Source organism: Aminobacter sp. MET-1 (genome assembly GCF_026521175.1).
GTDB lineage: Bacteria > Pseudomonadota > Alphaproteobacteria > Rhizobiales > Rhizobiaceae > Aminobacter.
Window position 1 is genome coordinate 13,927 of record NZ_JAMSHL010000010.1, and the last position, 25,205, is coordinate 39,131.

The following is a 25,205-nucleotide window of genomic DNA, read 5'->3' on the forward strand; positions in this document are numbered from 1 at the left end:
AGCATACCGGAGGACTAGCATGCTCACAGCCCGCGAACGCATCGAGAGACAGAAGGCCAGCCCTTCGCTCATCCGTCTGCACCGGGCCCTGAGCCGGCTGAAGTCCACCGTCACGATGATGAACACCGGCGCCCATCCCGACGACGAGCAGAGCGGCATGCTCGCCTTTTTCCGCCTCGGGCTCGGCATGCGTGTCATCGTCGCCTGCTCGACGCGCGGCGAAGGCGGCCAGAACTCGCTCGGGCCGGAGCGGCTCGGCGTGCTCGGCATGATGCGCTCGCGCGAAATGGAAGAAGCAGCCCGCGCGCTGGATTGCGATGTCCACTGGCTCGGCCACGGCCCGGAGGATGCCGTCCACGATTTCGGCTTCTCCAAGGATGGCGACCAGACCTTCACCCGCTGGGGCGAACAGCGCACGGTCGAGCGCCTTGTGCGCGCCTATCGCAGCGAACGCCCTGATATCGTCATCCCGACCTTCCTCGACGTTCCGGGACAGCATGGCCATCACCGCGCCATGACCCGCGCCGCCGAGACGGCGATCCGCCTGGCCGCCGATCCGGAAGCCTTTCCCGAGCATTTCGCCGAGGGCATGAGCCCGTGGCAGGTGGCGAAATATTACCTGCCGGCATGGTCCGGCGGCGGCGACACTTATGACGACGAGGTGCCTCCGCCCGATGCCACTGTTTTCGTCGAGGCATCAGGCCGCGAACCTGCCACCGGCGCCGAATACGACCGTATCGGCGAGTGGTCGCGCTACTATCACGCCTCGCAGGGCATGGGGCACTGGCGCGACCGGGTGAAAGATTCCTGGCCGCTGCACCTGCTTCTGGCCAAGGACGGCGCGAAAGCGGAAAAATCCGTGCTCGACAGCCTGCCTGCCTCGCTCGCCGATCTCTCGTCGTCGAAGGTCCTTTCCTATGAAGTCGCACAGGCGCTGAAGGCGGCTGCAACGGCGATCGACAGGGCAATCGCAGCCTTCCCCAACGCCGACGCGATCGTTGCAGCCCTCACCGAAGCGGCCATCCAGATCGACACCGCCCGCAAGGGCGCCTCGCCCGCCTTCCTCGAACTGCATGGCCACCGCCTCGACCGCAAGACGCGTGAGATCGACGCGGCGCTGATCGAGGCTGCCGGCATCTTCGACCGCGCCACACTATTACCGTCGACGCTGTCGCCCGGTGAAACCGGCACGCTGACCATCGACCTCGCACCCGGCGCCGACGGCCGCTCGATCAAGGTCGAGCCGGTGCTTCCGACCGCGGTCTCGGCCAAGGCCGACACCACGGCCGGCAACCGCCGCACTTTCTCCGTCTCCGCCGCCGGCGATGCTGCCTATTCCAGGCTCTACGCGCCCGCCTGGTCGGCACTCGCCGGCAATGGCGAGGCGCATGTGCTGGTGACCGCCAGCTTCGGCGACCATGTCGCCCACGCCACCTTTGATCTCGAGGATCCGTTTGCGCTGCTGCCGGCAAGCTCCGTCACCATCGAGCCAGAGGCCATCGTGGTGCCGCTCGACGGCGGCCGCCGCGAATGGCCGATCAAGCCGACGGTGAGCGGCAGGCAAGCGCCGGTGTCGCTCGGCGTGGCAGGTGGCTGGTCGCTGTCGCAAACGTCAGCCGGCCAGGTGCTTCGTGCACCCGAGAATATCGAGGCCGGGCTAACGACCATCGTGCCTGAGGTCGGTGGCAGGCCGGCGCTGCGGCTGACGCCGATCTCCTACTCCCATATCGGCCGCGTCACCCATCGCCAGCCTGAGACGCTCAGGCTTTTGGCGCTCGACCTCACGCTGCCCGAAGGTGCTGTCGTCGGTTATGTCGGTGCCGGTGCCGACCGCGTCGGCCTCTGGCTTTCACGCATGGGCCTCGACGTCACCGAACTCGACGCCAAGGCGCTGGCGGGCGACCTCAGCCGCTACACCACGATCGTCATCGGCATCTTCGCCTTCGGTATCCGCAAGGACCTCGCGGCAGCCACCGAAAAGCTGCACCGCTTCGTCGAGGACGGCGGCCATCTCGTCACGCTCTATCACCGCCCGACCGATGGTTGGGATCCACTAGCGACGCCGCCGAGGAAACTCGAGATCGGCTCGCCGTCTTTACGCTGGCGCGTAACGGATCCCAATGCCGAGGTCACGGTGCTTGCGCCGGACCACGTCCTGTTGAAGGGCCCGAATGCCATCGGCCCGCAGGACTGGTCCGGCTGGGACAAGGAGCGCGGGCTCTATTTCGCCGCCCGCTGGGACGATGCCTACCAGCCGCTGGTTTCGATGCACGACGTGAACGAACAGCCGCTGCTCGGCGCCATCGTTTCGGCTCCCGTCGGCAAGGGCCGCCACACCCATACTTCGCTCGTGCTGCACCACCAGCTCGACAAGCTGGTCCCCGGCGCCTTCAGGCTGATGGCCAATCTTGTCCAGCCAGCCTGACCAGGAGGCGCCGCTGCCTGCGGGGGAGGAGCGGCGCAAGGCCAACCGCGAGGGCGTCCTGTGGGTGCTCGCCGACATGTTGCTGGTGTCCGGCGGCATGACGGCGCTCGTCAAGGCGCAGGGCATGGTCTATCCGGCCTTCCAGCTGGTGTTCATCCGCTCACTGATCGGATTGATGTTCATCCTGCCGCTGATCTGGCGCCACCGCCATCACATCCGCCACACCCGGCACCCGTGGAAGAATATCTCGCGCATCAGCTGCAATGCGATTGCGCTGACCAGCCAGTTCCTCGCCTACACCATGCTGCCGCTGGCGGTGGTCAACGCACTCTCCTTCTCGCGGCCGCTGATCACCATGGCGATGGCGGTCGCCGTTCTCGGCGAGACCGTGTCGCGGCTGCGCTGGGTAGGTGCTGCCCTCGCCTTTGCCGGCGTTCTGGTGATGCTGGCGCCTGGCGGCGTCGAGTGGAACCTTGGCCTGCTCGCCGTCTTCTGCACCGTCGTCTTCGGCTCGCTGGCGATCATCCAGACCCGCGCCCTACGTGACGAGAACACGACCGTCATGATGGTGTTCTACACGGTCGGCCTGGCCGTCATCACCGCCGTGCCGGCCATCTTCGTCTGGCAGCCGGTGAAGCCGCTCGACTGGATCCCGCTGCTCGGCATCGGCTTGCTCGCCCAGGCCGGCCAATATTGCTTCCTCCGCGCCTATCGACTGGCCGAGGCCAGCGTGCTCGCGCCCATCGGCTACCTGTCCATCGTGGTGACCACAGCCGCCGGCTACATCTTCTTCGGCGAAGTACCCGACAAGCGCATCGTCATCGGCGCCGTACTGATCCTGATCGCGCTGCAGACAACGGCCTATCTCGAACGTCGAAAGGCCAAATGAGCCGGCTCAAGATGCAAGCAACCGGCTGACGCGGGCCGCGGTCCGCACCACCCCTTCGACGATGCGGGCGCGGGGGATCGACGAGTAGCCCATGCGGAAAAAGCGGCATGGGCCATCGCCGTCGGGGAAGAAGGGCGAGCCGGATTCGATCAGCACGCCGTCCTGCCTGAGCTCGTTCATCAACAGGTCGGCGTCGAGCCCCTCCGGACCCTCGATCCAGAACGACGTGCCGCCGAAGGCCGACGAACCGGCGATGGTAAAACCCTCGCGCTGCAACGCATCCGCCATGACGATATGGCGGCGATGATATTCGCCGCGCATGCGATGGATGACCGCGTCGTGATGGCCGAGCGCCAGGAAGTAGGCTGCGGTCCGCTGCAGATGTCCCGGTGGATGACGCAGCATCAAGGCCCTGAGCGCGCGCGCCTCGCGGATGACAGGCGCAGGCGCCACCAGATAGCCGAGCCGCAGGCCAGGAAACAGCGACTTCGAAAAGCTGCCGATATAGAGGACCCGGCCATCGCGATCGAATGCCTTCAGCGCCGGCGACGGCGGCGCAAGAAAGCTCATCTCGAATTCGTAGTCGTCCTCGACGATGATGAAATCCTTGGAGGCGGCCGCCGAAAGCAGCGCCGCCCGCCGGTCGACGGGCATCGTCGCGCCGGTCGGCGAATGGTGGCTTGGCGTGACGAACACCGCGTCGACCTTTGCCGGCAGTGCTTCAGGCGGCAGTCCGTCCTTGTCGACGTCGACCGCCGTCACCTCCGCTCCGCTCAGCCGCAACGATGCGCTCATGTCGGGATGACAGGGGTTTTCACAGACCGCATGCGCGCCCCGGCGCAGCAGAAGCTGGGTGACGATCCACAGCGCGTTCTGGGCGCCGACCGTCACCAGGATCTCGTCAGGATTGGCGCGAATGCCGCGGCTCGGCAGCGTGCGCGAGCAAATGTAGCTGACCAGTTGCACATCGTCGGCGGCGGCGAAGTCACCCGCCATCAGCTCGAAATCGTCGCGCCCGAGGGCCCGACGGGCACAGTCGCGCCAGGCTGCCAGGTCGAACAGCGAGGTGTCCATCTGGCCGTAGAGGAACGGATAGGGATAGCGTCGCCAGTCGAGCGGCTTGCGCATCTGCTTGGCAACGATGAAGCTCGGGCTGAGCTTGGCCTGCCAGTCTATCGAGCCGGCGCCGGGTTCGAGGACCGTGGGCTCGGGCAGGCTGATCGGTGGGTTGCCGGCGACACGCCAGGCGCTGCGGCTCGCCGCCTCGACATACCCCTGGGAGGCAAGCTCCTGATAGGCAAGTGTGACGGTGATGCGCGATATGTTGAGATAACTGGCGAGCTTGCGCGTCGACGGCAGCTGAGCCGCCGGCTGGATGCGGCCGGCCAGCACCGCAGAAACGATCGTCTCGCGAATCTGCGCCTGCAGGCCGATGCGACTGTCCCTGTCGAGGAAGAAGACTGTTTCCGAAACCGTGGCATGCGCCATGAGCAAAGCCTGCAAATCCGATCTGGAATCATTCAACTTCCAATCTGGATATAAGGCAATCGGCCCAGCTAAATTATCCCTTTAAGTCAGAACCAAGACCGGCACCGAAGCCGGCAAGTTCCCGGGAAACCGGCGTCAAACAAAAAGAGGGAAACAATGATACATTTCAAGCCTTTCAAGACATTGGCAGGTGCCGTGACTGTCGCGGCTGGACTTTTCACTTCCTGCCTCGCCTATGCCGAGACATCAGTTGTCGTCGGCTACCAGCAGATCGTCGGGCCGTTCGTCACGGCGATTGCCGACGGACGCTTCGATGCGGCCGCGAAGGAGGCCGGCTACACGATCGACTGGCGCCAGTTCAGCTCCGGTGGCGACATCTCGACCGCCCTCGCCTCGGGCAGCGTGCCGATCGGCGTCATCGGCTCGACCGGTACCACCGCAGCCGCCACCCGCGGCGTGGACCTCGAACTGTTCTGGATCCTCGACAACATCGGCAAATCGGAAGCACTCGCCGTACGCAACGGCTCGGGCATCGAGAAGCCCGAGGACCTCAAGGGCAAGAATGTCGGCGTGCCCTTCGTGTCGACCTCGCACTTCCATCTGCTGGTCGGTCTCGAACAGGTGTGGAAGATCGACCCGCGCGAGGTCAACATCCTCAACATGAAGCCGCCGCAGATCATCGCGGCCTGGCAGCGCGGCGACATCGACGCGGCCTATGTCTGGCCGCCGGCACTGACCGAACTGCTCAAGAACGGCAAGGTGATCGCCGATTCCGAAGTCATCGGCGCTGCCAGCGTGCCGACCTTCGATGGCCTGGTGGCCGACAAGAAGTGGGCCGCGGCAAATCCGAAGTTCATGACTGCCTTCACCAAGGTCCTGGCCGACGCCTATGCCGACTACAACAAGAACAAGGCAACCTGGACGGCGGACTCGCCCCAGGTCCAGGGCATCGTCAAGCTGATCGGCGGCGATGGCGCGGGCGCCGTCGAAGCGCTCAACCTGTTGTCGTTCCCCGATGCCGCCGAACAGGCGTCGGACACCTGGCTGGGCAGCGGCGCCGTCAAGGCGCTGAACGAAAGCGCCAAGTTCCTCGTCGCCCAGAAGCAGATCGACAAGGCCCTCGACGACTACGCGCCCTTCGTCAACAGCAGCTACGCCAAGGAAGCAGCCAAGTAAGACCGGAGAGGCCGCCCGTCGCGACCGGCCGGCGGCCTCCCCACCATTCGACTGCTCTGCTTGCGAAAGGCCGGCGAAATGGAAAGTCTCAAAGTCAGCAATGTCAGCCTGACCTACCCCGGTCTCTATTCCGACCAGGCGATCGTCGCGCTCAAGGGCGTAAACCTCGAAGTCAACAGCGGCGACTTCGTCGTGGCGCTCGGGGCCTCGGGTTGCGGCAAGACAACGCTTCTCAACCTCATGGCGGGCTTCATGGCGCCGACCGCCGGCGACATCACGCTTGGTGGCCGACAGGTCACCGGTCCCGGCGCGGACCGCGGTGTCGTGTTCCAGAAGCACGCGCTGCTGCCCTGGCTCAACGTCATCGACAACACCGAATTCGGGCTCAAGCTGCGCGGTGTCGCCAAGGCCGAACGCCGTGAACTGGCCACCGGCAATCTTGCGCTTGTTGGCCTGCAGGATTTTCACCGCCACATGATCTACCACCTGTCGGGCGGCATGCAGCAGCGCGTCGGCATCGCCAGGGCGCTCACCTGCGATCCCTCCATGCTCCTGATGGACGAACCGATGGCAGCGCTCGACGCGCTGACCCGCGAAACCATCCAGGAACTGCTGCTCAAGGTCTGGCAGCTCACCAACAAGATGTTCTTCTTTATCACCCACAGCGTCGAGGAGGCGCTGTTCCTCGGCTCGCGGCTGATCGTCATGTCGCCGCGGCCGGGCCGCATCACCCACACCTACGAGCTCGATTTCAACAGACGCTTCCTTGAAGAGGGCAACGCCCGTGCAATCAAGTCCAGCCGCGATTTCATCGACATGCGCGAACAGATCCTCGGCATCATCTACGGCGACGAGCGCCAGTCCGGAAACCCGGAACTCGCGCATGCTTGAGCGCCTCACCAAGGCCAAGCCGGTCCGCCCCGGCAAGATCTACGGCGCCCCCGGCGAAGGCATGAGCGGCCATATCAGCCTGCTTACCGCGCTGGTGCTGTTCGCGGTCTGGCTGCTGGTCACGGAGATGGGCTGGGTCAGGCCGCTTTTCCTGCCCTCGCCCGTCGCCGTCTGGGACAAGTTCGTCATCGCGATGACCGAGGGCGTCTCCAATTCGACCCTGACCCAACACACGCTGGCGAGCCTCGGGCGTGTGCTCGGCGCGTTCTTCCTGGCGCTGGCGACCGCCGTGCCGGTCGGCATATTGATGGGCGTCAACCGCACGATCCGCGGCCTGTTCGACCCGATCATCGAATTCTACCGGCCGCTGCCTCCGCTCGCCTACCTGCCGCTGATCATCATCTGGCTCGGCATCGGCGAGTTTCCGAAGGTCTTCCTGATCTATCTCGCCATCTTCGCGCCGATGGCGATCGCCGCCCGCGCCGGCGTGCGCTCCGTCTCGACCGAGCAGATCCACGCCGCCTATGCCATGGGCGCCAGCCGTGGGCAGGTCATCCGCCACGTCATCCTGAAGGCGGCCCTGCCGGAAATTTTCACCGGCATGCGCATCGGCATCGGGGTTGGCTGGACAACGCTGGTTGCCGCCGAGATGGTGGCTGCGCATCGCGGCCTCGGCTTCATGGTGCTGAATGCCGCCGAATACCTCGCCAGCGACACGGTCATCATGGGCATCATCGTCATCGGCGTCTTCGCCTTCGCCTTCGACCTGATGATCCGCTACCTCGAAAAGACGCTCATTCCCTGGAAGGGCAAGATCTGATGGCAGTGTCCGCACATTCGGCTACCTCGCCGCCCGGCTGAGCTTTCCGCCCACCCAAGACAACGAAACTGGCCGGCGCGTCCGGCCCTGGCGGAGCCATGTCCGGCACCGCCCCGAAGATACGAGGACCACACCATGTCGCTAACCGCCGACGACCTTGCCAGCCTCTTCGATGCCTTCAACCGGCACGACATCGACGGCGTCATGAGCTTCTTTGCCGAAGACTGCATCTTCAACGCCGTCGGCGGCCCCGAGGTCTACGGCGTCCGCTTCGAGGGCACCGAAGCGATCGCCAACGCCTTCAGCGGCGTCTGGAAGGCGATGCCTGACGCCCACTGGGCTCACCATGGCCACTTCGTGCAGGGCGACCGCGCCGTCTCGGAATGGACCTTCTCCGGCACCAATGCCGACGGCAGCCGCATCGAGGCCGAGGGCTGCGACCTGTTCACGCTTGGTGGCGGCAAGATCGTGCGCAAGCAGGCCTTCCGCAAGAACCGGCCACTGCTGGCGGCGAAGGGCTGAGCAAGGCTCGGGAGGTCAAGGAGATGGAACAGCAGCTTGCCCGGACGATGGCTCGACGGAAGCCATTCGATCCGGCCTATGATCCGGTCCATGCGCCCAATCCGGGCGAAGGCAAGGACTACGCGCCGACCTACTGGATCGCCACCGCCGGGCCACAGCCCGACGACGATGGGCCCGTGACCCAAGACATCGATGTCGACGTCGCCATCGTCGGCTCCGGCTATACGGGCCTTTCCTGCGCCATCCACCTGGCCCGCGAGCATGGCATCAAGGCCACCGTGCTCGAGGCCAACGGCGTTGCCTGGGGCTGTTCGACCCGCAATGGCGGCCAGGCGCAGATCTCGGCTGGCCGGCTCAAGCGCTCGCAATGGATCGAGCGCTGGGGCGTCGATGTTGCGAGGAAGCTGCACGGCGAGATATCGGAGGCGTTCGACCTTTTCCGCAACCTGATCCGCGAGCCCGAGATCGACTGTGACCCGCAGGACGGCGGCCACCTCTACATCGCCCACCGCGACAAGATGATGCCGGCGCTCGAGAAAGAATCGCGCCTGCTCAACGAGGTGTTCGGTTACCCGACCCGCATCGTCAGCCGTGAGGAGGTGCACAGCGACTTCGTCCGTGACGCCGAGGCCAAGGGGGCGATGTACGAGCCCGACGGCATGGGCATCCACGCCGCCAAGCTCGCTTTCGGCTATCTCAGGCTGGCCCGCAAGCTGGGCGCCAAGGTGCACACGTCGAGCCCGGTGCTCGGCAGCGAACTCAAGGGCGGCGTCCACCATCTGCGCACGCCGGGTGGCATCGTCAGGGCGCGCACGGTGTGCATCGCCACCGCCGGCTATACCTCGCCTGGCCTGCACGAGCTGACCCGCCATCGGCTGATGCCGATCCTGTCCAACTCGATCGTGACGCGACCGCTGTCGCCAGGCGAGCGTGAGATACTCAACTTCAAGGCCCGCATCCCGCTGACCGACACGCGCACGCTGCGCCACTATTACCGCATGCTGCCCGACGGCCGCGTGCAGATCGGCAGCCGCAGCGCCATAACAGGGCGCGACGCGGTCAACCCGAAACATCTCGACCTTCTGCTTGCCGGACTGCACCGGAAATTTCCCGTCCTGCGCGGCATCGAGGTCGATTATTCCTGGTGGGGCTGGGTCGATGTCAGCCACGATATGATGCCGCGCATCTTCCGGCCCGACCCGAAGCAGCAGCTGTTCTATGCCATGGGTTATGGCGGCAACGGCGTCATGTATTCGGCGCAGGCCGGCCGCCGCATGGCCCAGATGGTGGCCGGCAAGAGCGGCGCCCTCGACCTGCCGATCTTCACCTCCCCGCTGCCGAGCCACGGTGTGCTGACGCCGTTCCGGCGCCTCGGTCAGTGGGGAATGTACCGCTGGTATTACCTTAAGGACGAGATCCTCTAGCGCATCGGCCCGAAAATCGGACCCGATTTTCGGAAAGCACGATGCGCCAATTAGTAAGCCAGAGCGTCCCAGGCCGCTCTCGACCCGATTTCGAAAGGAACCAAGAACATGAAAATGACCACCGAAGAAGCCTTCGTCAAAGTCCTGCAGATGCACGGCATCGAGCACGCCTTCGGCATCATCGGCTCGGCCATGATGCCGGTGTCGGACCTGTTCCCCAAGGCCGGCATCAAGTTCTGGGACTGCGCACATGAGACCAATGCCGGCATGATGGCCGACGGCTTCAGCCGCGCCACCGGAACCATGTCCATGGCCATCGGCCAGAACGGCCCCGGTGTCACCGGCTTCATCACCGCGATGAAGACCGCCTACTGGAACCACACGCCACTACTCATGGTCACGCCGCAGGCGGCCAACAAGACCATCGGCCAGGGCGGCTTCCAGGAGGTCGACCAGATGGCGATGTTCGAGGAGATGGTCTGTTACCAGGAAGAGGTGCGTGACCCCTCGCGCATTCCCGAGGTGCTGAACCGCGTCATCGAGAAGGCCTGGCGCGGCAGCGCACCGGCGCAGATCAACATCCCGCGCGACTTCTGGACCCATGTCATCGACGTCGACCTGCCGGCAATCGTGCGCTTCGAGCGTCCGGCCGGCGGGCCGCAGGCGATCACGGAAGCCGCCCGCCTACTGTCGGAAGCCAAATTCCCGGTCATCCTCAACGGCGCCGGCGTCGTCATCGGCAACGCCATCCCGGAATCGATTGCCTTGGCCGAGCGGCTCGACGCGCCAGTCTGCTGCGGCTACCAGCACAATGACGCCTTCCCCGGCAGCCACCGTCTCGCTGTCGGCCCGCTCGGCTACAACGGCTCGAAGGCGGCGATGGAGCTGATCGCCAAGGCCGACGTCGTGCTGGCGCTCGGCACCCGCCTCAATCCGTTCTCCACCCTGCCCGGCTATGGCATCGACTACTGGCCGAAGAACGCTTCGATCATCCAGGTCGACATCAATGCCGACCGCATCGGCCTGACCAAAAAGGTTTCGGTCGGCATCTGCGGCGACGCCCGGCAGGTCGCCCGCCAGATCCTCGAACAGCTGACGCCATCGGCCGGCAACGAGGGCCGCGAGCAGCGCAAGGCAGCCATCCACCAGACTCGCTCGGCCTGGCTGCAGCAGCTGTCGTCGATGGACCACGAAGAAGACGACGTCGGCACCGAGTGGAACGCGAGCGCCCGCCTGCGCGAGGCTGACCGCATGTCGCCGCGCCAGGCCTGGCGCGCGATCCAGGCGGCCCTGCCCAAGGAGGCGATCATCTCCACCGACATCGGCAACAACTGTGCCATCGGCAATGCCTATCCGAGCTTCGAACAGGGCCGGAAGTATCTCGCGCCCGGCATGTTCGGCCCCTGTGGCTACGGCTTCCCGTCGATCGTCGGCGCCAAGATCGGCTGCCCCGACGTGCCGGTGGTCGGCTTCGCCGGCGACGGCGCCTTCGGCATCTCGATGAACGAAATGGGCGCCATCGGCCGCGAAGGCTGGCCGGCGATAACAATGGTGATCTTCCGCAACTACCAGTGGGGTGCCGAAAAGCGCAACACGACGCTGTGGTACGCCAACAACTTCGTCGGCACCGAGCTCAATCCCAATCTCAGCTACGCCAAGGTCGCCGAGGGCTGCGGCCTCAAGGGCGTCGTCGTCGACACCCCGGCGAAGCTGACGGAGGCACTCGCCAAGGCGATCGGCGACCAGGTCAATGGGGTGACGACATTCGTCGAGGTCATCCTCAACCAGGAACTCGGCGAGCCCTTCCGCCGCGACGCGATGAAGAAACCGGTGCCTGTTGCCGGCATTGAGCGCTCCGACATGCGACCGCAGCAGCGCGCCTGACAACACCAACACGGCCTGCCCGGAGCTTTCCGGGCAGGCCGGTATCTGGGGGGGACTGTATGAAGCCGCTCGACCGCATCATCGAAGCCGCAAAAAAGGCGCCGAAGCGCATCGTGCTCGCCGAAGGCGAGGACCCGCGCATCGTTGCAGCGGCTGTCCGGGCACAGGCCGCGGGCCTCGCCCAGATCATCCTGATCGGCAACAGCTCCGTCATCGAAAGGCGCGTCGCCGAAGCCGGCTCCCGTCCGGCAGGGTTCCAGACAGAAGACCCCGAAGTCTCGTCGCTGACGCCTCGCCTCATCGGGGCATTCCACCAGTTGCGCAGGGCCAAGGGCATCGACGAATTGGCGGCGCGCGACGCACTGCGCTCGCCGCTTGTCTTTGCCGCCATGATGGTGCGCGAGGGCCTTGCCGACGGCACGGTCGGCGGCGCTGTCGCCACCACCGCCGATACCGTGCGGGCAGCGCTGCAATGCATCGGCCGCGCACCCGGCGTCGGGCTCGTGTCCAGCTTCTTCCTGATGATGCTGTGCCAACCGCACCATGTGAAGAAGGGCGCTTTCGTCTTTGCCGATTGCGGCCTGGTGGTCGATCCCGATGCGACAGGCCTTGCGGACATCGCCCGCATGTCGGCGCGCTCCTATGAAGCGCTGGCGGGTGCCACAGCCAAGGTGGCGATGCTGTCGTTCTCGACCAATGGCAGCGCTGCGCACGAGCGCGTGTCGAAGGTCATCGAAGCGACAAGGCTGGTGCACGCCTCTGCCCCGGATCTCGTCATCGACGGCGAGCTGCAATTCGACACGGCATTCGTCGAAGCGGTAAGCGCGGCCAAGGCGCCCAACTCGGCACTGCATGGCGAGGCAAACGTCTTCGTCTTCCCCAATCTCGACGCCGCCAACATTGGCTACAAGATCGCCCAGCGCATCGGCGGTGCCGACGCCATCGGCCCGATCCTGCAGGGCCTCGCCAAACCCGCCAACGACCTCTCACGCGGCTGCACCGCCGACGACGCCTACCACATGATCGCGGTGACGGTCGTGCAGGCCGGACAGGCATAAGGCAGCTGGCCCGACGGAACTTGAGAGCAGGCCATTCACTCCATGCGTGGCGAAGGCTATGACACGCCATCGCCGACAAGCCGCAATGGATTGAGCCATGAACTACACCGTGACCGACCGTTTCCTCCGCTATGTCGTCATCGACACGCAGTCGGATGCGGCCTCGAGGACCCAGCCTTCGACCGACAAGCAAAAGGACCTCAGCCGGGTGCTGGTCGAGGAGCTGCTGACGATCGGCCTGAAGGACGCCCATATCGACGAGAACGGCTATGTCTACGCCACCATCCCGTCGAACACCGACAAGCAGGTTCCGGTCATCTGCTTCTGCTCGCATGTCGACACAGCACCCGATTTCACCGGCACTGCGGTGAAGCCGCAGGTCATCAACAGCTATGCCGGCGGCGACATCGTGCTGCCGGGCGACACATCCCGGATCATCCGCGTCAGCGAACATCCTGAACTGATGAACCAGATCGGCAACGACATCATCACCACCGACGGCACGACGCTTCTTGGCGCCGACGACAAGGCGGGCGTAGCCGAGATCGTTGCGGCGGCGCAGTACCTGGTCGACCATCCCGAGATCAAGCACGGAACCGTCAAGATCCTGTTCACCCCTGATGAAGAGATCGGCCGTGGCGTCGACAAGGTCGATTTCGAAAAGCTCGGCGCAGACTTCGCCTACACCATGGACGGCGAGACGGCCGGCACCATCGAGGACGAGACCTTCTCGGCGGACGGCGTCGACATCGAGATCAAGGGCGTGGCCATGCATCCGGGCTTCGCCAAGGGCCGCATGGAAAACGCCATCAAGATCGCCGGCGCCATCGTCGACCGGCTGCCCAGGGGCCAGGCGCCCGAGACGACCGAGGGCCGCCAGGGTTTTGTCCATCCGACCAACGTCAGCGGTTCGATGGAGAAGGCCGCGATCAGCCTGATCGTGCGCGACTTCGACGACAAGGGCCTCGCCGACAAGGAGGCGATGCTGGAGGCGATCGTCAAGGACGTGATGAAGGGCTTCCCCGGCTCGTCCTACAGCTTCACGGTCAAGGAGCAGTACCGCAACATGAAGGTGGTGCTCGACCGCCATCCCGAGATCGTCGAGAACGCCGTCGAGGCAATCCGCCGCGCCGGCATGGAGCCTGTCCGCGGCAGCATCCGCGGCGGCACCGACGGCTCGCGCCTGTCGTTCATGGGCCTGCCCTGCCCCAACATCTTCGCCGGCGGCCATGCCTTCCACTCGCCTCTGGAATGGGTCAGCCGCCAGGACATGGAAAAAGCCGTCCGCACCATCGTCGAGCTAGTCCAGGTCTGGGAAGAGCGGGCGTAACGCCTGACAACCAACAATAAAGGCCGCGCACTGCGCGGCTTTTTCTTTCACAACGACGTCGATTGGCCGACCCCAAGCGAAGTGTTGGCCTGCTCGATAGGCGCGTCGCGGCATTGTCCAAGCGCCTCATCTCGTAGAGGATGATGGCAAAGGAAATCGGCCACCGGATGCGCTCATGACCATGCGGGCATTTGTACTCACCGGATATGGCGGCCCGGAAGCCGCTCAGTTGCACGACATACCGCGTCCACGGCCGGCTCGCGGCGATGTCCTGGTGCGGGTGCATGCCGCGGGCCTCAATCCCGTCGACTACAAGACACGCGAAGGCAAGCTCAGGGTCATCAAGCGATATCCCTTGCCGATCGTCATGGGCAATGAAATGGCAGGCGTCGTGGAGGAATGCGGAGAGGCCGTCACGTCATTCGTTCCGGGAGACCGGGTCTTCGCCCGCATGCCCAAGGAAGCCATGGGTGGGTTCGCCGAATATGCCGTCGTCCCGGAAGGTTTTCTGGCGAAAATTCCCGCATCCATCGATTTCAACGCCGCCGCCGGTGTGCCCCTCGCAGGCCTCACGGCACTTCAGGCACTTCGCGACGAACTCCATGTGACGCAAGGCAACAGGATCTTCATTCCGGGGGGAGCGGGCGGCGTCGGCACCTTCGCCATTCAGGTGGCAAAATGGCTCGGAGCCGAGGTGACGACGACGGCATCGCCACGTGGCAGGGCGCTTGTCGAACAACTCGGCGCCGACGTGGTGATCGACTACACGACGCAACGCTTCGAGGAAGAGTTGCGCGACATGGACGGGGTGCTTGATCTGCTTGGCGGCGAAACGCTGATGAAGTCGTTCGGCGTGGTCAAACCAGGCGGAAAAGTGGTCTCGATTGCCGGCATGCCGGAGCCCGAGACCGCGCGCAAGGATCTGGGCCGCGGTGCCGTGCTTGCGACGCTTTTCTGGTTCATCTCCTACCGCTTGCGCGCGGAGGCCCGGAAACATCACGTCTCCTACCGCTACCTCTTCATGCATCCGAGCGGGAGCGAGCTGACCGAGCTCGCCGGGCTGATTGCCGACGACACGGTCAGACCCGTCATCGACCGTGTCTTTCCCTTCCAGGACATTGCCAAAGCCTTTGCCTACCTGGAAGCCGGCCACGCCAAAGGCAAGGTGGTCGTGCAGATGACAAGCTCATAGAGGGCCTCCATGTCTTCACGGAGTGCCCGCCTGCCAAGCGCCGAAGCGCTCAGTCTTCCTGGCGCTTGCCGAGCATGGCTGGGCGCGCCGACGATAGCCTTCGTGCGTTGGGAGAGCAAAGCCGCGCGGCGCGGCAACTTTCCTGCCACCTAGCTAGCAGCTGTTCGCGCCAGTGTTGCAAGACCGCAACCCCAAGAGCGCAACCGTAGCCGGCGAACGCAATTCCTGCTTGCACAAGTAAATCATGCATATAGCATTCCCCTAAACAAGGGGGAGCTTGGGATGAAATCTACCGCGCTTGCTATCGTGCTCGTCTCATTGGCTGCAGGCACGGCTTCGGCTGCAGACGTTGTCGCTTCAGAGCCTGTTCCAACCTCCGTCGGGGCTCCCTTTGTCTGGACAGGCGGATATATCGGGCTCCAACTCGGCTACAGCAAAGGCAGCGGCGAAGGTGCCTATCTATCGCCAGGTGGTGTCAGAGCTGAGACGGCATCTCCCGATGCACGCGGCGCACTTCTAGGCGGCCAGGTCGGTTACAATCACCAGTGGGGCTCGATGGTGGTCGGCGTCGAAGGTGAGCTGGCCTATTCCTGGGCCAACGGAACAAGCGATATTGTCAGCTTTCCAGTTGCGGGTGGACCTATTGCAACCAACGACAACGAGTTCACTTATCTCGGCAGCATAACCGGCAGGTTGGGCTATGCCATGGATCGCACCTTGTTCTATGTCAAGGGTGGCGTTGGTTTTACCAAGCTCTCGATGAGCGACATATCGTTGGCTAACACCGTGAACGCAAGCGGATCCGAGACCCTGACCGGCTGGACAGTCGGCGCAGGTATAGAACAGGCACTCAACGAAAAGTGGTCGATCAGAGGCGAATATCAATTCTATCGATTTGATGCGAATCTCGCGCTCAACGAGCCTGCCCTCTTCCGCACCTATGACGATAATTTCGACATCCATGCCTTCAAACTGGGGATCAACTATCGGTTCTAAGTACGCCCCTCATGGAATTACTAAGAAAACAGGCCGCGCAATGCGCGGCCTGTTCTTTGTGATCTATCGATGAGCGCCGAAGCGCTCAATCCATCTCTTCACGCTTGCCGAGCATGATCTCGCGCTTGCCGACATGGTTGGGAGCGCCGACGATGCCTTCCTTTTCCATGCGCTCGACCAGCGACGCCGCACGGTTGTAGCCGATGCCAAGGCGGCGCTGGATGTAGGAGGTCGAGCACTTCTTGTCGCGCAGCACCACCTTGACCGCCTCGTCATAGATGTTGTCGCCATCCTCGGCACCCATGGCGCTCTTGTCGAAGACCGCGCTGTCGTCGACCTCAGGCGCTTCGTCCTCCTCGTCGGCGGTGACGGTCTCAAGATATTCTGGCCGTCCCTGGGCCTTGAGGTGGGCAACCACGTGCTCGACCTCGGCATCGGAGACGAACGGGCCGTGGACACGGGCGATACGGCCGCCGCCGGCCATGTGCAGCATGTCGCCCTGGCCGAGCAGCTGTTCAGCGCCCTGCTCACCGAGGATGGTGCGGCTGTCGATCTTCGACGTCACCTGGAACGAGATGCGGGTCGGGAAGTTGGCCTTGATGGTGCCGGTGATGACGTCGACCGAGGGACGCTGGGTCGCCATGATCAGATGGATGCCGGCGGCACGCGCCATCTGGGCGAGGCGCTGGATGGCGCCCTCGATCTCCTTGCCCGCGACCATCATGAGGTCGGCCATCTCGTCGACGATGACGACGATATAGGGCATCGGTGCGAGGTCGATTTCCTGCTCCTCGAACAGCGGCGCGCCGGTGCCCTTTTCGAAGCCGGTCTGCACCTGCATCACCACGGTCTCACCCTTGTCGCGGGCGATCGCCGCGCGCTGGTTGTAACCGTCGATGTTGCGCACGCCGAGCCGTGCCATCTTGCGATAGCGGTCCTCCATTTCGCGCACCGCCCATTTCAGCGCGGTGACCGCCTTTTTGGGATCGGTGACGACGGGGGTCAGAAGATGCGGGATGCCGTCATAGACCGAAAGCTCCAGCATCTTGGGATCGACCATGATCAAGCGGCATTCCTCCGGCTTCAGCCGGTAGAGCAGCGACAGGATCATGGTGTTGATGGCGACCGACTTGCCCGAGCCGGTGGTGCCGGCGACAAGCAGATGGGGCATCTTGGCAAGTTCGGCGATGACGGGTTCGCCGCCGATGGTCTTGCCCAGGCAGAGCGCCAGCTTGCACGAGGTGTTGCGGAAGCCGTCGGACTCGATCAACTCGCGGAAATAGACTGTCTCGCGGGTCTCATTGGGCAGCTCGATGCCGATGACGTTGCGACCCGGGATGACGGCGACGCGCGCTGAGATCGCCGACATGGAGCGGGCGATGTCGTCGGCAAGGCCAATGACCCGCGACGACTTCACGCCTGGCGCCGGCTCGAATTCGTAGAGGGTGACCACCGGGCCCGGGCGGACATGGATGATCTCGCCCTTGACGCCGAAGTCCTCGAGCACGCTTTCGAGAAGGTCAGCATTCTGCTCCAGCCGCTCCTGCGACATGTAGAAGCCCTGCCCTTCCGGCGGCTGCTGCAGCAACTCCTCTGACGGAAGCTCATAGTTCTCGCCGGGCTCGAACTGCATGAGCTTGCCGGCCATCGGCAAGGACGGCGTCTGGCGCGGAGCCGGCATGGTGATTTCGACGGTCCGTGACGCCACTGCCGGCGCTGCATCGTTGGCAGCGACACGCGTCGGCGTCTTGACCTCCGCTGTCGTTTCGACAGCCACGGCCTCCTCCACTGCGGCGACCGGAATCTCAGGCGCCGGAGCGACGGCAGGCGTCGCGGCGATTGGCTCGAGCGTCTCGACCGTAACCGTGGTGGCCAGAGCTTCGACGTCTGCGACTACCGGATGGTTCGGCGTCGGGCACTCGATGACCCTGTAGAGCGCAGTCACATCAGCCACCGATGCCGGCCTGGACGTGGTGCGGCGGGATGCCGTGGCTGGCGCCGGAGCGGCCACCCGCACGGGAGCGACAAAAGCTGGTCGCGGTGCCTGGACGACAACAGGCGTGGCAGCCGCTGCCATCTGGGGCAACAACTCGCCTGCATAGGGCGCGCCAAATTCGAAGAAGGCGTGATCCGACAGATAAGACCAGCGCGCACTGAACGCGGTGGTCGGAGCAACGGTCGCTGCGTCCACAACCGCCTGATGGCGCGTGGTGGCATGGGCGGCAGCCATTGCGGGCGCGGTCGGGGCGTGCACGGGCGCAGCCGGGGTCAGCACCTGGGCGCTCTCGACGACGCGCTGCAACGAAGGTTCTGCCGGGCGCGACTGCACAGGCGTCACTGCGGCAGGCCTGGCAACGGCGGCTGAACTCGAAGCTTGGGAGGAAGCCTGCGGTGCGGTTTGGGGTGCAGCCGCGACCGGCTGGGCTGGCGCCTGCTGGACCGGCTCGTCGTGCACCTGCTCGCCGTCCTCGGGCTTGATCTTCTTGACCTCGCGGTCGGGCGTGCGGGTGAAGCGCACATTGGGAGCGAGGAAGAAATAGTCCTGCCAGCCCGGGCGGGCGAATTCGCCCTCGTTGCCGCCGAAATTCGGGAACACCGCGCCGTCATCCTTGGGCTTCATATAGGTGTGTTCGTTGCCGCGCAGGTTGACAATGCGGCCGGCAAAATCGACCACATGCGCCTGCTCGCGCGCGGCCTCGTGGCGGTGCTGCTCACCCTCCCCGGAGTCAGTGCCAGATAGATTTGCCCTGGGAAAACGCATGGATGCCATACTGAGGACTCGCCGGTTTGAACGTCCCCTGAGCAATAGGAACCGATGGTTAACAGTTCCTTCCGAAATCGGCCCTGGCAGACAGGATCAGAGCCGTTTTGGCACAGCCGGGCGGGCACTCCCGAGCGTTCCCAATGGGTTGCCGCACGAAGATTTTTTTTGACCCGTTTGGCCCGCGGCTAGAGTTCCTCGAGGGCATCGCCAATGGCCTCGATGCCCCTGAGGCGGGCACGGCCATTGGCGCCGGCGCGCTCGATGGCGCGGGTGGCAAGCAGGTGGCAGATCGCCATGACGGCGACATGGTTGAACAGCGGTCCAGGCGCCAGGGTCTGGCAGCGGAAATGCCAGGCGGCACTCTGGCGGTGGGGCAGGCCCTCGTCGGTGATGTAGAGCAGCCGAGCGCCGCTCCGTTCGATTGCCTCAAGCACCATGTCCATGCGGGCAACACGGCGGCGCATACCGAAGACCACGACCACATCGTCCTTGCCAACGCTGACCAGATGTTCGCCCAGCGTCTGCCCGCCGCCGGGAATGGCGACGATGTTTTCAATCACCTGCGTCATCTGCCATTGCAGGTAGTCGGCAAAAGGGTGGCTGCTGCGAAAGCCCATCACCCAGACCTTGCGGGCCTGAAGCATTGCGTCGACGACGTCATCGATCTGGCTGTCGGTGATGCCGGAGAAAGTGCCTTCGATATTGGCGATGCCCTGGGCAACATGGGCTGACAGCGACTGAGTGCCGGCCGCATCTGCCGAGGTGGTCAGGAACAGGCGCGAGCCGGTTTGCCTTTCCTCGCGGGCCGCGCGGCGCGCCTCTTCGTAATTCTCGTAGCCGAGTCGCTTGACGAAACGCGAGACGGTCGCATTGGACACCTGGGCGAGCGTCGCAAGCTCCGAGGCCGAGTAACTGGCCAGCTCGCCGGGGAAGTCGCAGACAAAGTCGCCCAGCCTGCGCTCGGCCGGGTGAAGATCCTCGAGCGCCTCCCTGACGCGGAAGAGGAACGACCTTTCCTTCGATGCCATAGCGCCTTCCGCCATTCGCCCAGTCCGCCACACTGTCGCGCCTATCCGGCGCCGCCGCAAGGCATCACAGCGCCCGATCACGCGCGCTCCCGCGCCAAACGCACAGGAATCACAAAGACATAACCACTTTCGGCGGTAACGCAATTCACACAGCCGGCAAGCTTCGCAAGATCGGGTTGTAAAATCTCAATTTCATGTGATACCTTTGTGAAAATCAGTTTTCACATCTGGTTGAGCCAAGGGAGGAGAGACCATGGCAGCGGAAGGGATGATGTCATCCGGCAAATCATCGCCGGTGATCAAGCAAATGGAAACGGCGCTGAGCCGCATCGGCGTGACGGGGGCACACAAGCAGATCATCGCGCTTGTGCTCATCGGCTGCCTGTTCGACAGCTTCGAGCAGAACACCATCGGCGTGGCCGGACCGATGCTGAAGGAGCATTGGGGCCTGACCGGCGCCGATATCGGCTTCCTCAATACGATCACCTTCGGAAGCGCGGCCATTGGCCGCCTTCTGTCGGGCATCCTCGGCGACCGCTACGGCCGGCGCGTGATGCTGACCATCAATCTGCTGCTGTTCACCATCGGCTCGGCGGCCTGCGCCCTGGCGCCCAGTTTCGCCACGCTGTGCTTTGCCCGTGCCATCGTCGGCTTCGGCGTCGGCGGCGAAATCTCGACTGCCGTCACCATGCTGTCGGAGTTCTGCTCGCCCAAATTCCGCGGCACCGCAGCCGGCCTGGTCAATGTCGGCGCCGGCGGCTTCGGCAACTTCCTGGCACCCGCTTTCGGCCTGATGATCTTCACTTTGTTCCCGGGCGAAAACGCCTGGCGCTGGCTGTTCGCCGCATTGGCTCTGCCGGCACTGTTGGTGGTGTTCTATCGTCGTTTCGTACCCGAAACGCCGCGCTTCCTGGCCTCGCAGGGCAAGATCGCCGAGGCCAACAAGGTGCTGTCCATCCTGGAGTCCGGCACGCTTCGGCCCAAGAACCTGGTGGTGCGCGAGCATCTGAGCGCTGATCTGGCAAAGGACGCCAAGCCGACCAGGAGCGACTGGAAAGAGTTGTTCCGCGCACCCTTCATCGGCCGCACCATCCCGGTCGCCATCGCCATCCTGATGAGCTACGGTGCCCAGCTTTCGGTGCTGACCTTGATGCCCATCATCTTCGTTTCGATGGGCTACACGCTCCAGGGCAGCCTACTCTATTCGATGATCATCCAGAGCGGCAGCGTGCTCGGCGCCATCGCCGCGTCCATGTTCGGCTACTACTTCCCGCGCAAGAAGGTGCTGACCCTGGGCGCCATCTGCGCCTGCCTGGCCGCCGTGTCGATCGTCTATCTCGGCACCAACATCTACCTGGTGCTGATGTTCGGCGCGATCTTCCAGTTCTTCGTGCTGTTGCTCAACACCTCGATCTGGATCTATGCGCCGGAGCTGTTCCCGACCCGCATCCGCGCCTTCGGCGTGGCCTTCATCCTGGCCACCGGCTCGGCGGCCGGTTCGTTCATTCCCACAGTCGCCGGTGCGCTGTTCGACAGCTACGGCATGATCGGCGTGTTCGGCCTGGCAGCCGGCATGTATGCGGTCTTTGCCTTCTGCATCCAGCTCGGGCCGGAGACCTACGGCATGTCGATGGAAGACCTGACCCAGCGCGCCGAGCCCGAGGAAACCGAAATCTCGCCCGCCCGCGTTGAAGCAAGAGCATGACGATGACTGCACATATCCTGTTGATCAACCCGAACAGCTCGCATGCGACAAGCGACATGATGCACGCGATCGCCAGCAAGGCGGCGACAGGACGGACGGCCGTGGCAATCGCCACGGCCACCCGGAACCCGAAGATGATCGTCAACAGCGAGCAGCTTGCCGCTGCCGCCGAACAGGTGATCGAGATCGGAGCCGGGCATGACCAGAATTGCCGGGGCATCGTGGTAAGCGCCTTCGGCGATCCAGGCCTGGCGGCCCTGCGTGAGCGTGTCGGCGTACCGGTCGTCGGCATCTGCGAGGCCTCGATGATCGAGGCCTCGCAGGGCGGCCGCAGGTTCGGCGTGGCCACCTCGACGCCTGAGCTTACCGAAGCGATCGCCGGTCGGGCCCGTGATCTCGGCCTCACCCATCTTTACACCGGCATACGCTGCACACCTGGCGACCCGGTGGCGGTGGCAAGCGACCCCGTATTACTGCAGCAGTCGCTGGCGGAAGCCGTGCGCCAGTGCATCGAGCTCGACGGTGCCGAGGCCGTCATCATCGGCGGTGGCCCGCTGGGTCAGGCGGCGGAGCAGCTTCAGCCGCTGTTCGGCACACCCGTCATCGCCCCGATCCCGAGTGCGATCGAACGGCTTCTCGGTCTCGTCTCGACCTAGGCAACTCCAGAAAAAGCGTGCAGCGATTTTCCGTCGGGAATTGCGCAAAAACAAAGAGATAGAGGGTTTCCGCGATTAGAAGAAAGGCGGAAACGCTCTAGGGGGTGGCCTGACGCTCATCGTTGCGAGCCGCGCTCGCTCAAGACACCAGTCCTCAGGCCTGGCCTATCTTCTTCCGGTGGCGCAGAAGCATGCCGAACAGATCGCGTGGTTCGTCCGGATCGGCGAGCAGGTCGAGCTCCTCATAGTGCCTGGTCTGGCGCAGCACGTCGCGGACATAGCGCAGTGCCGAAAAGTCCTCGATGGCGAAGCCGACAGAGTCGAACAGCGTCACCTGGCGGTCGCTGGCGCGGCCGGTGGCCTTGCCTGCAATCACCTGCCACAGTTCGGTGACAGGATAGTCGGCTTCGAGTTGCTGGATCTCGCCCTCGATGCGCGTCTGCGGCGGATACTCGACGATGATTTCCGAGCGCAGCAGGATGTCGCGGTGCAGCTCGGTCTTGCCAGGGCAGTCGCCACCGACGGCGTTGATGTGCACCCCTGAACCGACCATATTGTCGGTGAGAATGGTGGCGCACTGCTTGTCGGCGGTGACGGTTGTGATGATGTGTGCGCCCTCGACCGCCTCCTGGCCAGACTTGCAGACGACGATGTCGAAGCCCTGCCCCTCGAGGTTGCGGGCGCATTTGCGGCTCGCCTCGATGTCGATATCGTAGAGACGCAGCTTGTCGATGCCGAGCAGCTTCTTGAAGGCCAGCGCCTGGAACTCCGACTGGGCGCCATTGCCGATAATCGCCATGGTGTCCGAGCCCTTGGGCGCCAGATACTTGGCTGCGACCGCCGAAGTGGCTGCCGTGCGCAGTGCCGTCAGGATGGTCATCTCGGTAAGCAGCATCGGATAGCCCGAGCCGACATCGGCCAGCACGCCGAAGGCGGTGACCGTCTGCAGGCCCTCGCGCGTGTTCTTGGGGTGGCCGTTGACATATTTGAAGCCGTACATCTGGCCGTCGCTGGTCGGCATCAACTCGATGACGCCGTCATGGCTGTGCGAGGCGACGCGCGGCGTCTTGTCGAACAGCTCCCAGCGGCGGAAATCCTCCTCGATGTAGCCGGCGAGCTCGCCGAGGAAGCGGTCGACGCCGATTTCGAGAACCAGCGTCATCATGTTGTCGACGCTGACGAAAGGCACGATGTTGAGACTGGCGGCGGTCATCAAAAGCTCCTGGTCGGACGGTCCATGATGCGGCGGCCCATCAGGCTGGCGACGAGATCCACCATCAGGATTGCTGTGCGGCCGCGTTCATCGAGGAAGGGGTTGAGTTCGACGAGATCGAGGCTGGTGACCAGCCCGCTGTCATGCAGCATTTCCATTGCAAGATGCGCCTCGCGGAAAGTGGCGCCGCCGGGAACGGTGGTGCCGACCGCTGGTGCGATCGCTGGGTCGAGGAAATCGACGTCGAGGCTGACATGCAACAGGCCGTTCTCGGCCGAGACGCGCTCGAGGAAGGCGCGCAGAAGCGGGGCCAGTCCGTGCTCGTCGATGGTGCGCATGTCGTGAACGGTGACGCCCGCCTGGGTCAACGCCCGGCGCTCGGCCGGATCGACGCTGCGCAGGCCGAGCGTGCAGACGCGCCTCGGGTCGACTGGTGCCGCAAGCTTGGGGAAGTAACCCTCGAAGCCATCGAGGCCGCTGGCATAGGCCAGAGGCACGCCATGCAGATTGCCGCTGGCGGTGGTGTCGAGCGTGTGGAAATCGGGATGAGCATCGAGCCAGAGCACAAACAGCGGCCGGCCCGTCTCGGCGGCGCGGCGGGCGATGCCCGAAACCGAGCCAGCCGACAGCGCATGGTCGCCGCCCATGAAGATCGGCATGCCGTCGGCGCTTGCAGCATAAGCCGCCTCGGAAATAGCCGCAGTCCAGCCAGCGATCTCCGGTAGTGCCTTCAGCGCGGGATTGGGATGGATATCTACCCGCACAGGCCTGGGCGCGATGTTGCAGAGGTCGGTGACCTCGTGGCCAAGCTCGGCAAGGGCTGGCGCGATGCCCGCCGTGCGCAGCGCGCTCGGCCCCATCTCGCAGCCCATGCGGCCAGCGCCGTCCTGAAGCGGAACTCCGATGATTTTGCAGTGCATTGGTCAAACCCGTGTCAATCAGGTCACGATTGAACCGATGGCGGCTGGCAATATGAAGCCACTGAATTGGCACTTTCGATATGCTTTCTGCTCAAAACGGCAGCAATATTTCTCAAAATGCACAAATCTCCCGCCAAATTTGATAAGAGTCGTCGCCCTGTCGCCGCCCGCGTCGGACCGAGCAGCATCTCTTATGTTGCGACCAGCCCTCGCCTGCCGCGCACCACCGTCCGCGCCCGCATCGGATGGTTGGTGAGGTCAGGCGACGTGAGGCCATTGTATTAGCGATTCCGATATGCAAGCCTTGCGAAACGGCGGCTAATTTGTGCGAAGTGGAAAACCACAATGGACGAACTCGACAAGCGGCTCGTAACTCTCCTGCGCCACCACGGGCGGCGCAGCATCTCCGACATCGGGATCGACCTGGGCGTCTCACGCGCCACCGTCCGCTCGCGTATGGAACGGCTGGAGAAATCGGGCGACATCATTGGCTACACGGTGATCCTGCGTGCTGACGCCGTCGACCAGCCGGTGCGCGGCATCATGCTGATCGAGATCGAGGGGCATGTCTCGGACAGGGTTGTGCGCGCGCTCGGCGGCTTTTCAGAAGTATCGCAGATCCATACGACCAATGGCCGCTGGGACCTCGTCGTCGAACTAGGCACGCAGACATTATCCGATTTCGACGCGGTGCTGCGGCGCATCCGCCTGATTCCAGGCATCACCGGCAGCGAGACCAGCCTGCTCCTTGCCACGCCACGCAGCACGCGGGCGAAATTATAGGCGCTAGGCAGGCGTCACAATTCGGACGCGCTCAATCGGCA

At 64.2% G+C, this 25,205-nt stretch carries 20 protein-coding genes; 15 read left to right on the top strand and 5 right to left on the bottom strand.

From position 1 onward, the window contains the following. Positions 1-19 precede the first annotated feature (19 nt). Together NDO48_RS15510 and NDO48_RS15515 are read left to right on the top strand one after the other, a co-directional pair. Positions 20-2,425 carry a PIG-L family deacetylase gene (locus tag NDO48_RS15510; protein ID WP_267321753.1) on the top strand — a complete coding sequence of 802 codons (2,406 nt, stop codon included), beginning with the start codon at positions 20-22 and terminating at the stop codon, positions 2,423-2,425. Next, a complete protein-coding gene (locus NDO48_RS15515; RefSeq protein ID WP_416377205.1) occupies positions 2,409-3,314 on the top strand; it encodes a DMT family transporter in 906 nt (301 codons plus the stop codon). Before NDO48_RS15510 ends, NDO48_RS15515 begins: the two co-directional genes overlap by 17 nt. A 6-nt stretch (positions 3,315-3,320) precedes the next feature. Here the strand turns inward: NDO48_RS15515 and NDO48_RS15520 are convergent, their stop codons facing one another. Continuing rightward, positions 3,321-4,802, bottom strand: coding sequence for a PLP-dependent aminotransferase family protein (locus NDO48_RS15520; RefSeq protein ID WP_267321754.1), 1,482 nt, complete (start codon positions 4,800-4,802; stop codon positions 3,321-3,323). Positions 4,803-4,958: 156 nt separating this feature from the next. Here NDO48_RS15520 and tauA point away from each other — a divergent pair, with 156 nt between their 5' ends. From tauA to NDO48_RS15570, 10 genes are all read left to right on the top strand, one after another. Next, the gene (gene tauA / locus NDO48_RS15525) at positions 4,959-5,978 is read left to right on the top strand and encodes a taurine ABC transporter substrate-binding protein (protein WP_267321755.1); all 1,020 of its coding nucleotides are present in this window, start codon (positions 4,959-4,961) and stop codon (positions 5,976-5,978) included. Between the two features lie 78 nt (positions 5,979-6,056). Beyond that, on the top strand, positions 6,057-6,869 hold the full coding sequence (locus NDO48_RS15530) for a taurine ABC transporter ATP-binding protein (protein ID WP_018430850.1): 813 nt from the start codon (positions 6,057-6,059) through the stop codon (positions 6,867-6,869). Beyond that, positions 6,862-7,689, top strand: coding sequence for an ABC transporter permease subunit (locus NDO48_RS15535; protein ID WP_267321756.1), 828 nt, complete (start codon positions 6,862-6,864; stop codon positions 7,687-7,689). The genes NDO48_RS15530 and NDO48_RS15535 overlap by 8 nt, the downstream gene beginning before the upstream one ends. Positions 7,690-7,824: 135 nt before the next feature. Further along, positions 7,825-8,211, top strand: coding sequence for a nuclear transport factor 2 family protein (locus NDO48_RS15540; protein ID WP_018430848.1), 387 nt, complete (start codon positions 7,825-7,827; stop codon positions 8,209-8,211). A 23-nt stretch (positions 8,212-8,234) separates the two neighbouring features. After that, positions 8,235-9,635, top strand: coding sequence for an NAD(P)/FAD-dependent oxidoreductase (locus NDO48_RS15545; RefSeq protein WP_018430847.1), 1,401 nt, complete (start codon positions 8,235-8,237; stop codon positions 9,633-9,635). 108 nt (positions 9,636-9,743) lie between these two features. Further along, positions 9,744-11,519: a sulfoacetaldehyde acetyltransferase gene (xsc, locus tag NDO48_RS15550; protein WP_267321757.1), complete on the top strand. Its 1,776-nt coding sequence runs from the start codon at positions 9,744-9,746 to the stop codon at positions 11,517-11,519. Positions 11,520-11,578: 59 nt separating this feature from the next. Next, positions 11,579-12,577 carry a phosphate acetyltransferase gene (pta, locus tag NDO48_RS15555; protein ID WP_267321758.1) on the top strand — a complete coding sequence of 333 codons (999 nt, stop codon included), beginning with the start codon at positions 11,579-11,581 and terminating at the stop codon, positions 12,575-12,577. 97 nt (positions 12,578-12,674) lie between these two features. Then, a complete protein-coding gene (gene pepT / locus NDO48_RS15560) occupies positions 12,675-13,907 on the top strand; it encodes a peptidase T (protein ID WP_267321759.1) in 1,233 nt (410 codons plus the stop codon). 175 nt (positions 13,908-14,082) lie between these two features. After that, positions 14,083-15,099, top strand: a complete 1,017-nt coding sequence (locus NDO48_RS15565) for an NADP-dependent oxidoreductase (protein ID WP_267321760.1) — start codon at positions 14,083-14,085, stop codon at positions 15,097-15,099. Positions 15,100-15,381: 282 nt separating this feature from the next. Then, positions 15,382-16,095 carry an outer membrane protein gene (locus tag NDO48_RS15570; RefSeq protein ID WP_267321761.1) on the top strand — a complete coding sequence of 238 codons (714 nt, stop codon included), beginning with the start codon at positions 15,382-15,384 and terminating at the stop codon, positions 16,093-16,095. 85 nt (positions 16,096-16,180) lie between these two features. Here the strand turns inward: NDO48_RS15570 and NDO48_RS15575 are convergent, their stop codons facing one another. Both NDO48_RS15575 and NDO48_RS15580 read right to left on the bottom strand, forming a co-directional pair. Further along, entirely contained in the window at positions 16,181-18,856 is a 2,676-nt protein-coding gene (locus NDO48_RS15575; protein ID WP_267321788.1) for a DNA translocase FtsK, read from the bottom strand. Between the two features lie 188 nt (positions 18,857-19,044). Continuing rightward, a complete protein-coding gene (locus NDO48_RS15580; protein WP_018430840.1) occupies positions 19,045-19,887 on the bottom strand; it encodes a MurR/RpiR family transcriptional regulator in 843 nt (280 codons plus the stop codon). A gap of 253 nt (positions 19,888-20,140) precedes the next feature. Here NDO48_RS15580 and NDO48_RS15585 point away from each other — a divergent pair, with 253 nt between their 5' ends. Beyond that, positions 20,141-21,592, top strand: a complete 1,452-nt coding sequence (locus NDO48_RS15585) for an MFS transporter (RefSeq protein WP_018430839.1) — start codon at positions 20,141-20,143, stop codon at positions 21,590-21,592. A gap of 2 nt (positions 21,593-21,594) precedes the next feature. Then, complete coding sequence (locus tag NDO48_RS15590; protein WP_026227772.1) at positions 21,595-22,248, top strand: aspartate/glutamate racemase family protein; 654 nt, start codon at positions 21,595-21,597, stop codon at positions 22,246-22,248. A gap of 154 nt (positions 22,249-22,402) precedes the next feature. Here the strand turns inward: NDO48_RS15590 and NDO48_RS15595 are convergent, their stop codons facing one another. Continuing rightward, positions 22,403-23,461, bottom strand: a complete 1,059-nt coding sequence (locus tag NDO48_RS15595) for an ornithine cyclodeaminase (RefSeq protein WP_018430837.1) — start codon at positions 23,459-23,461, stop codon at positions 22,403-22,405. Beyond that, positions 23,461-24,381 carry an arginase gene (rocF, locus tag NDO48_RS15600; protein WP_026227771.1) on the bottom strand — a complete coding sequence of 307 codons (921 nt, stop codon included), beginning with the start codon at positions 24,379-24,381 and terminating at the stop codon, positions 23,461-23,463. Before rocF ends, NDO48_RS15595 begins: the two co-directional genes overlap by 1 nt. Before the next feature lie 345 nt (positions 24,382-24,726). On the opposite strand from rocF, the gene NDO48_RS15605 reads away from it, so the two are divergent. Beyond that, positions 24,727-25,164 carry an Lrp/AsnC family transcriptional regulator gene (locus NDO48_RS15605; RefSeq protein ID WP_018430835.1) on the top strand — a complete coding sequence of 146 codons (438 nt, stop codon included), beginning with the start codon at positions 24,727-24,729 and terminating at the stop codon, positions 25,162-25,164. Positions 25,165-25,205 lie beyond the last annotated feature (41 nt).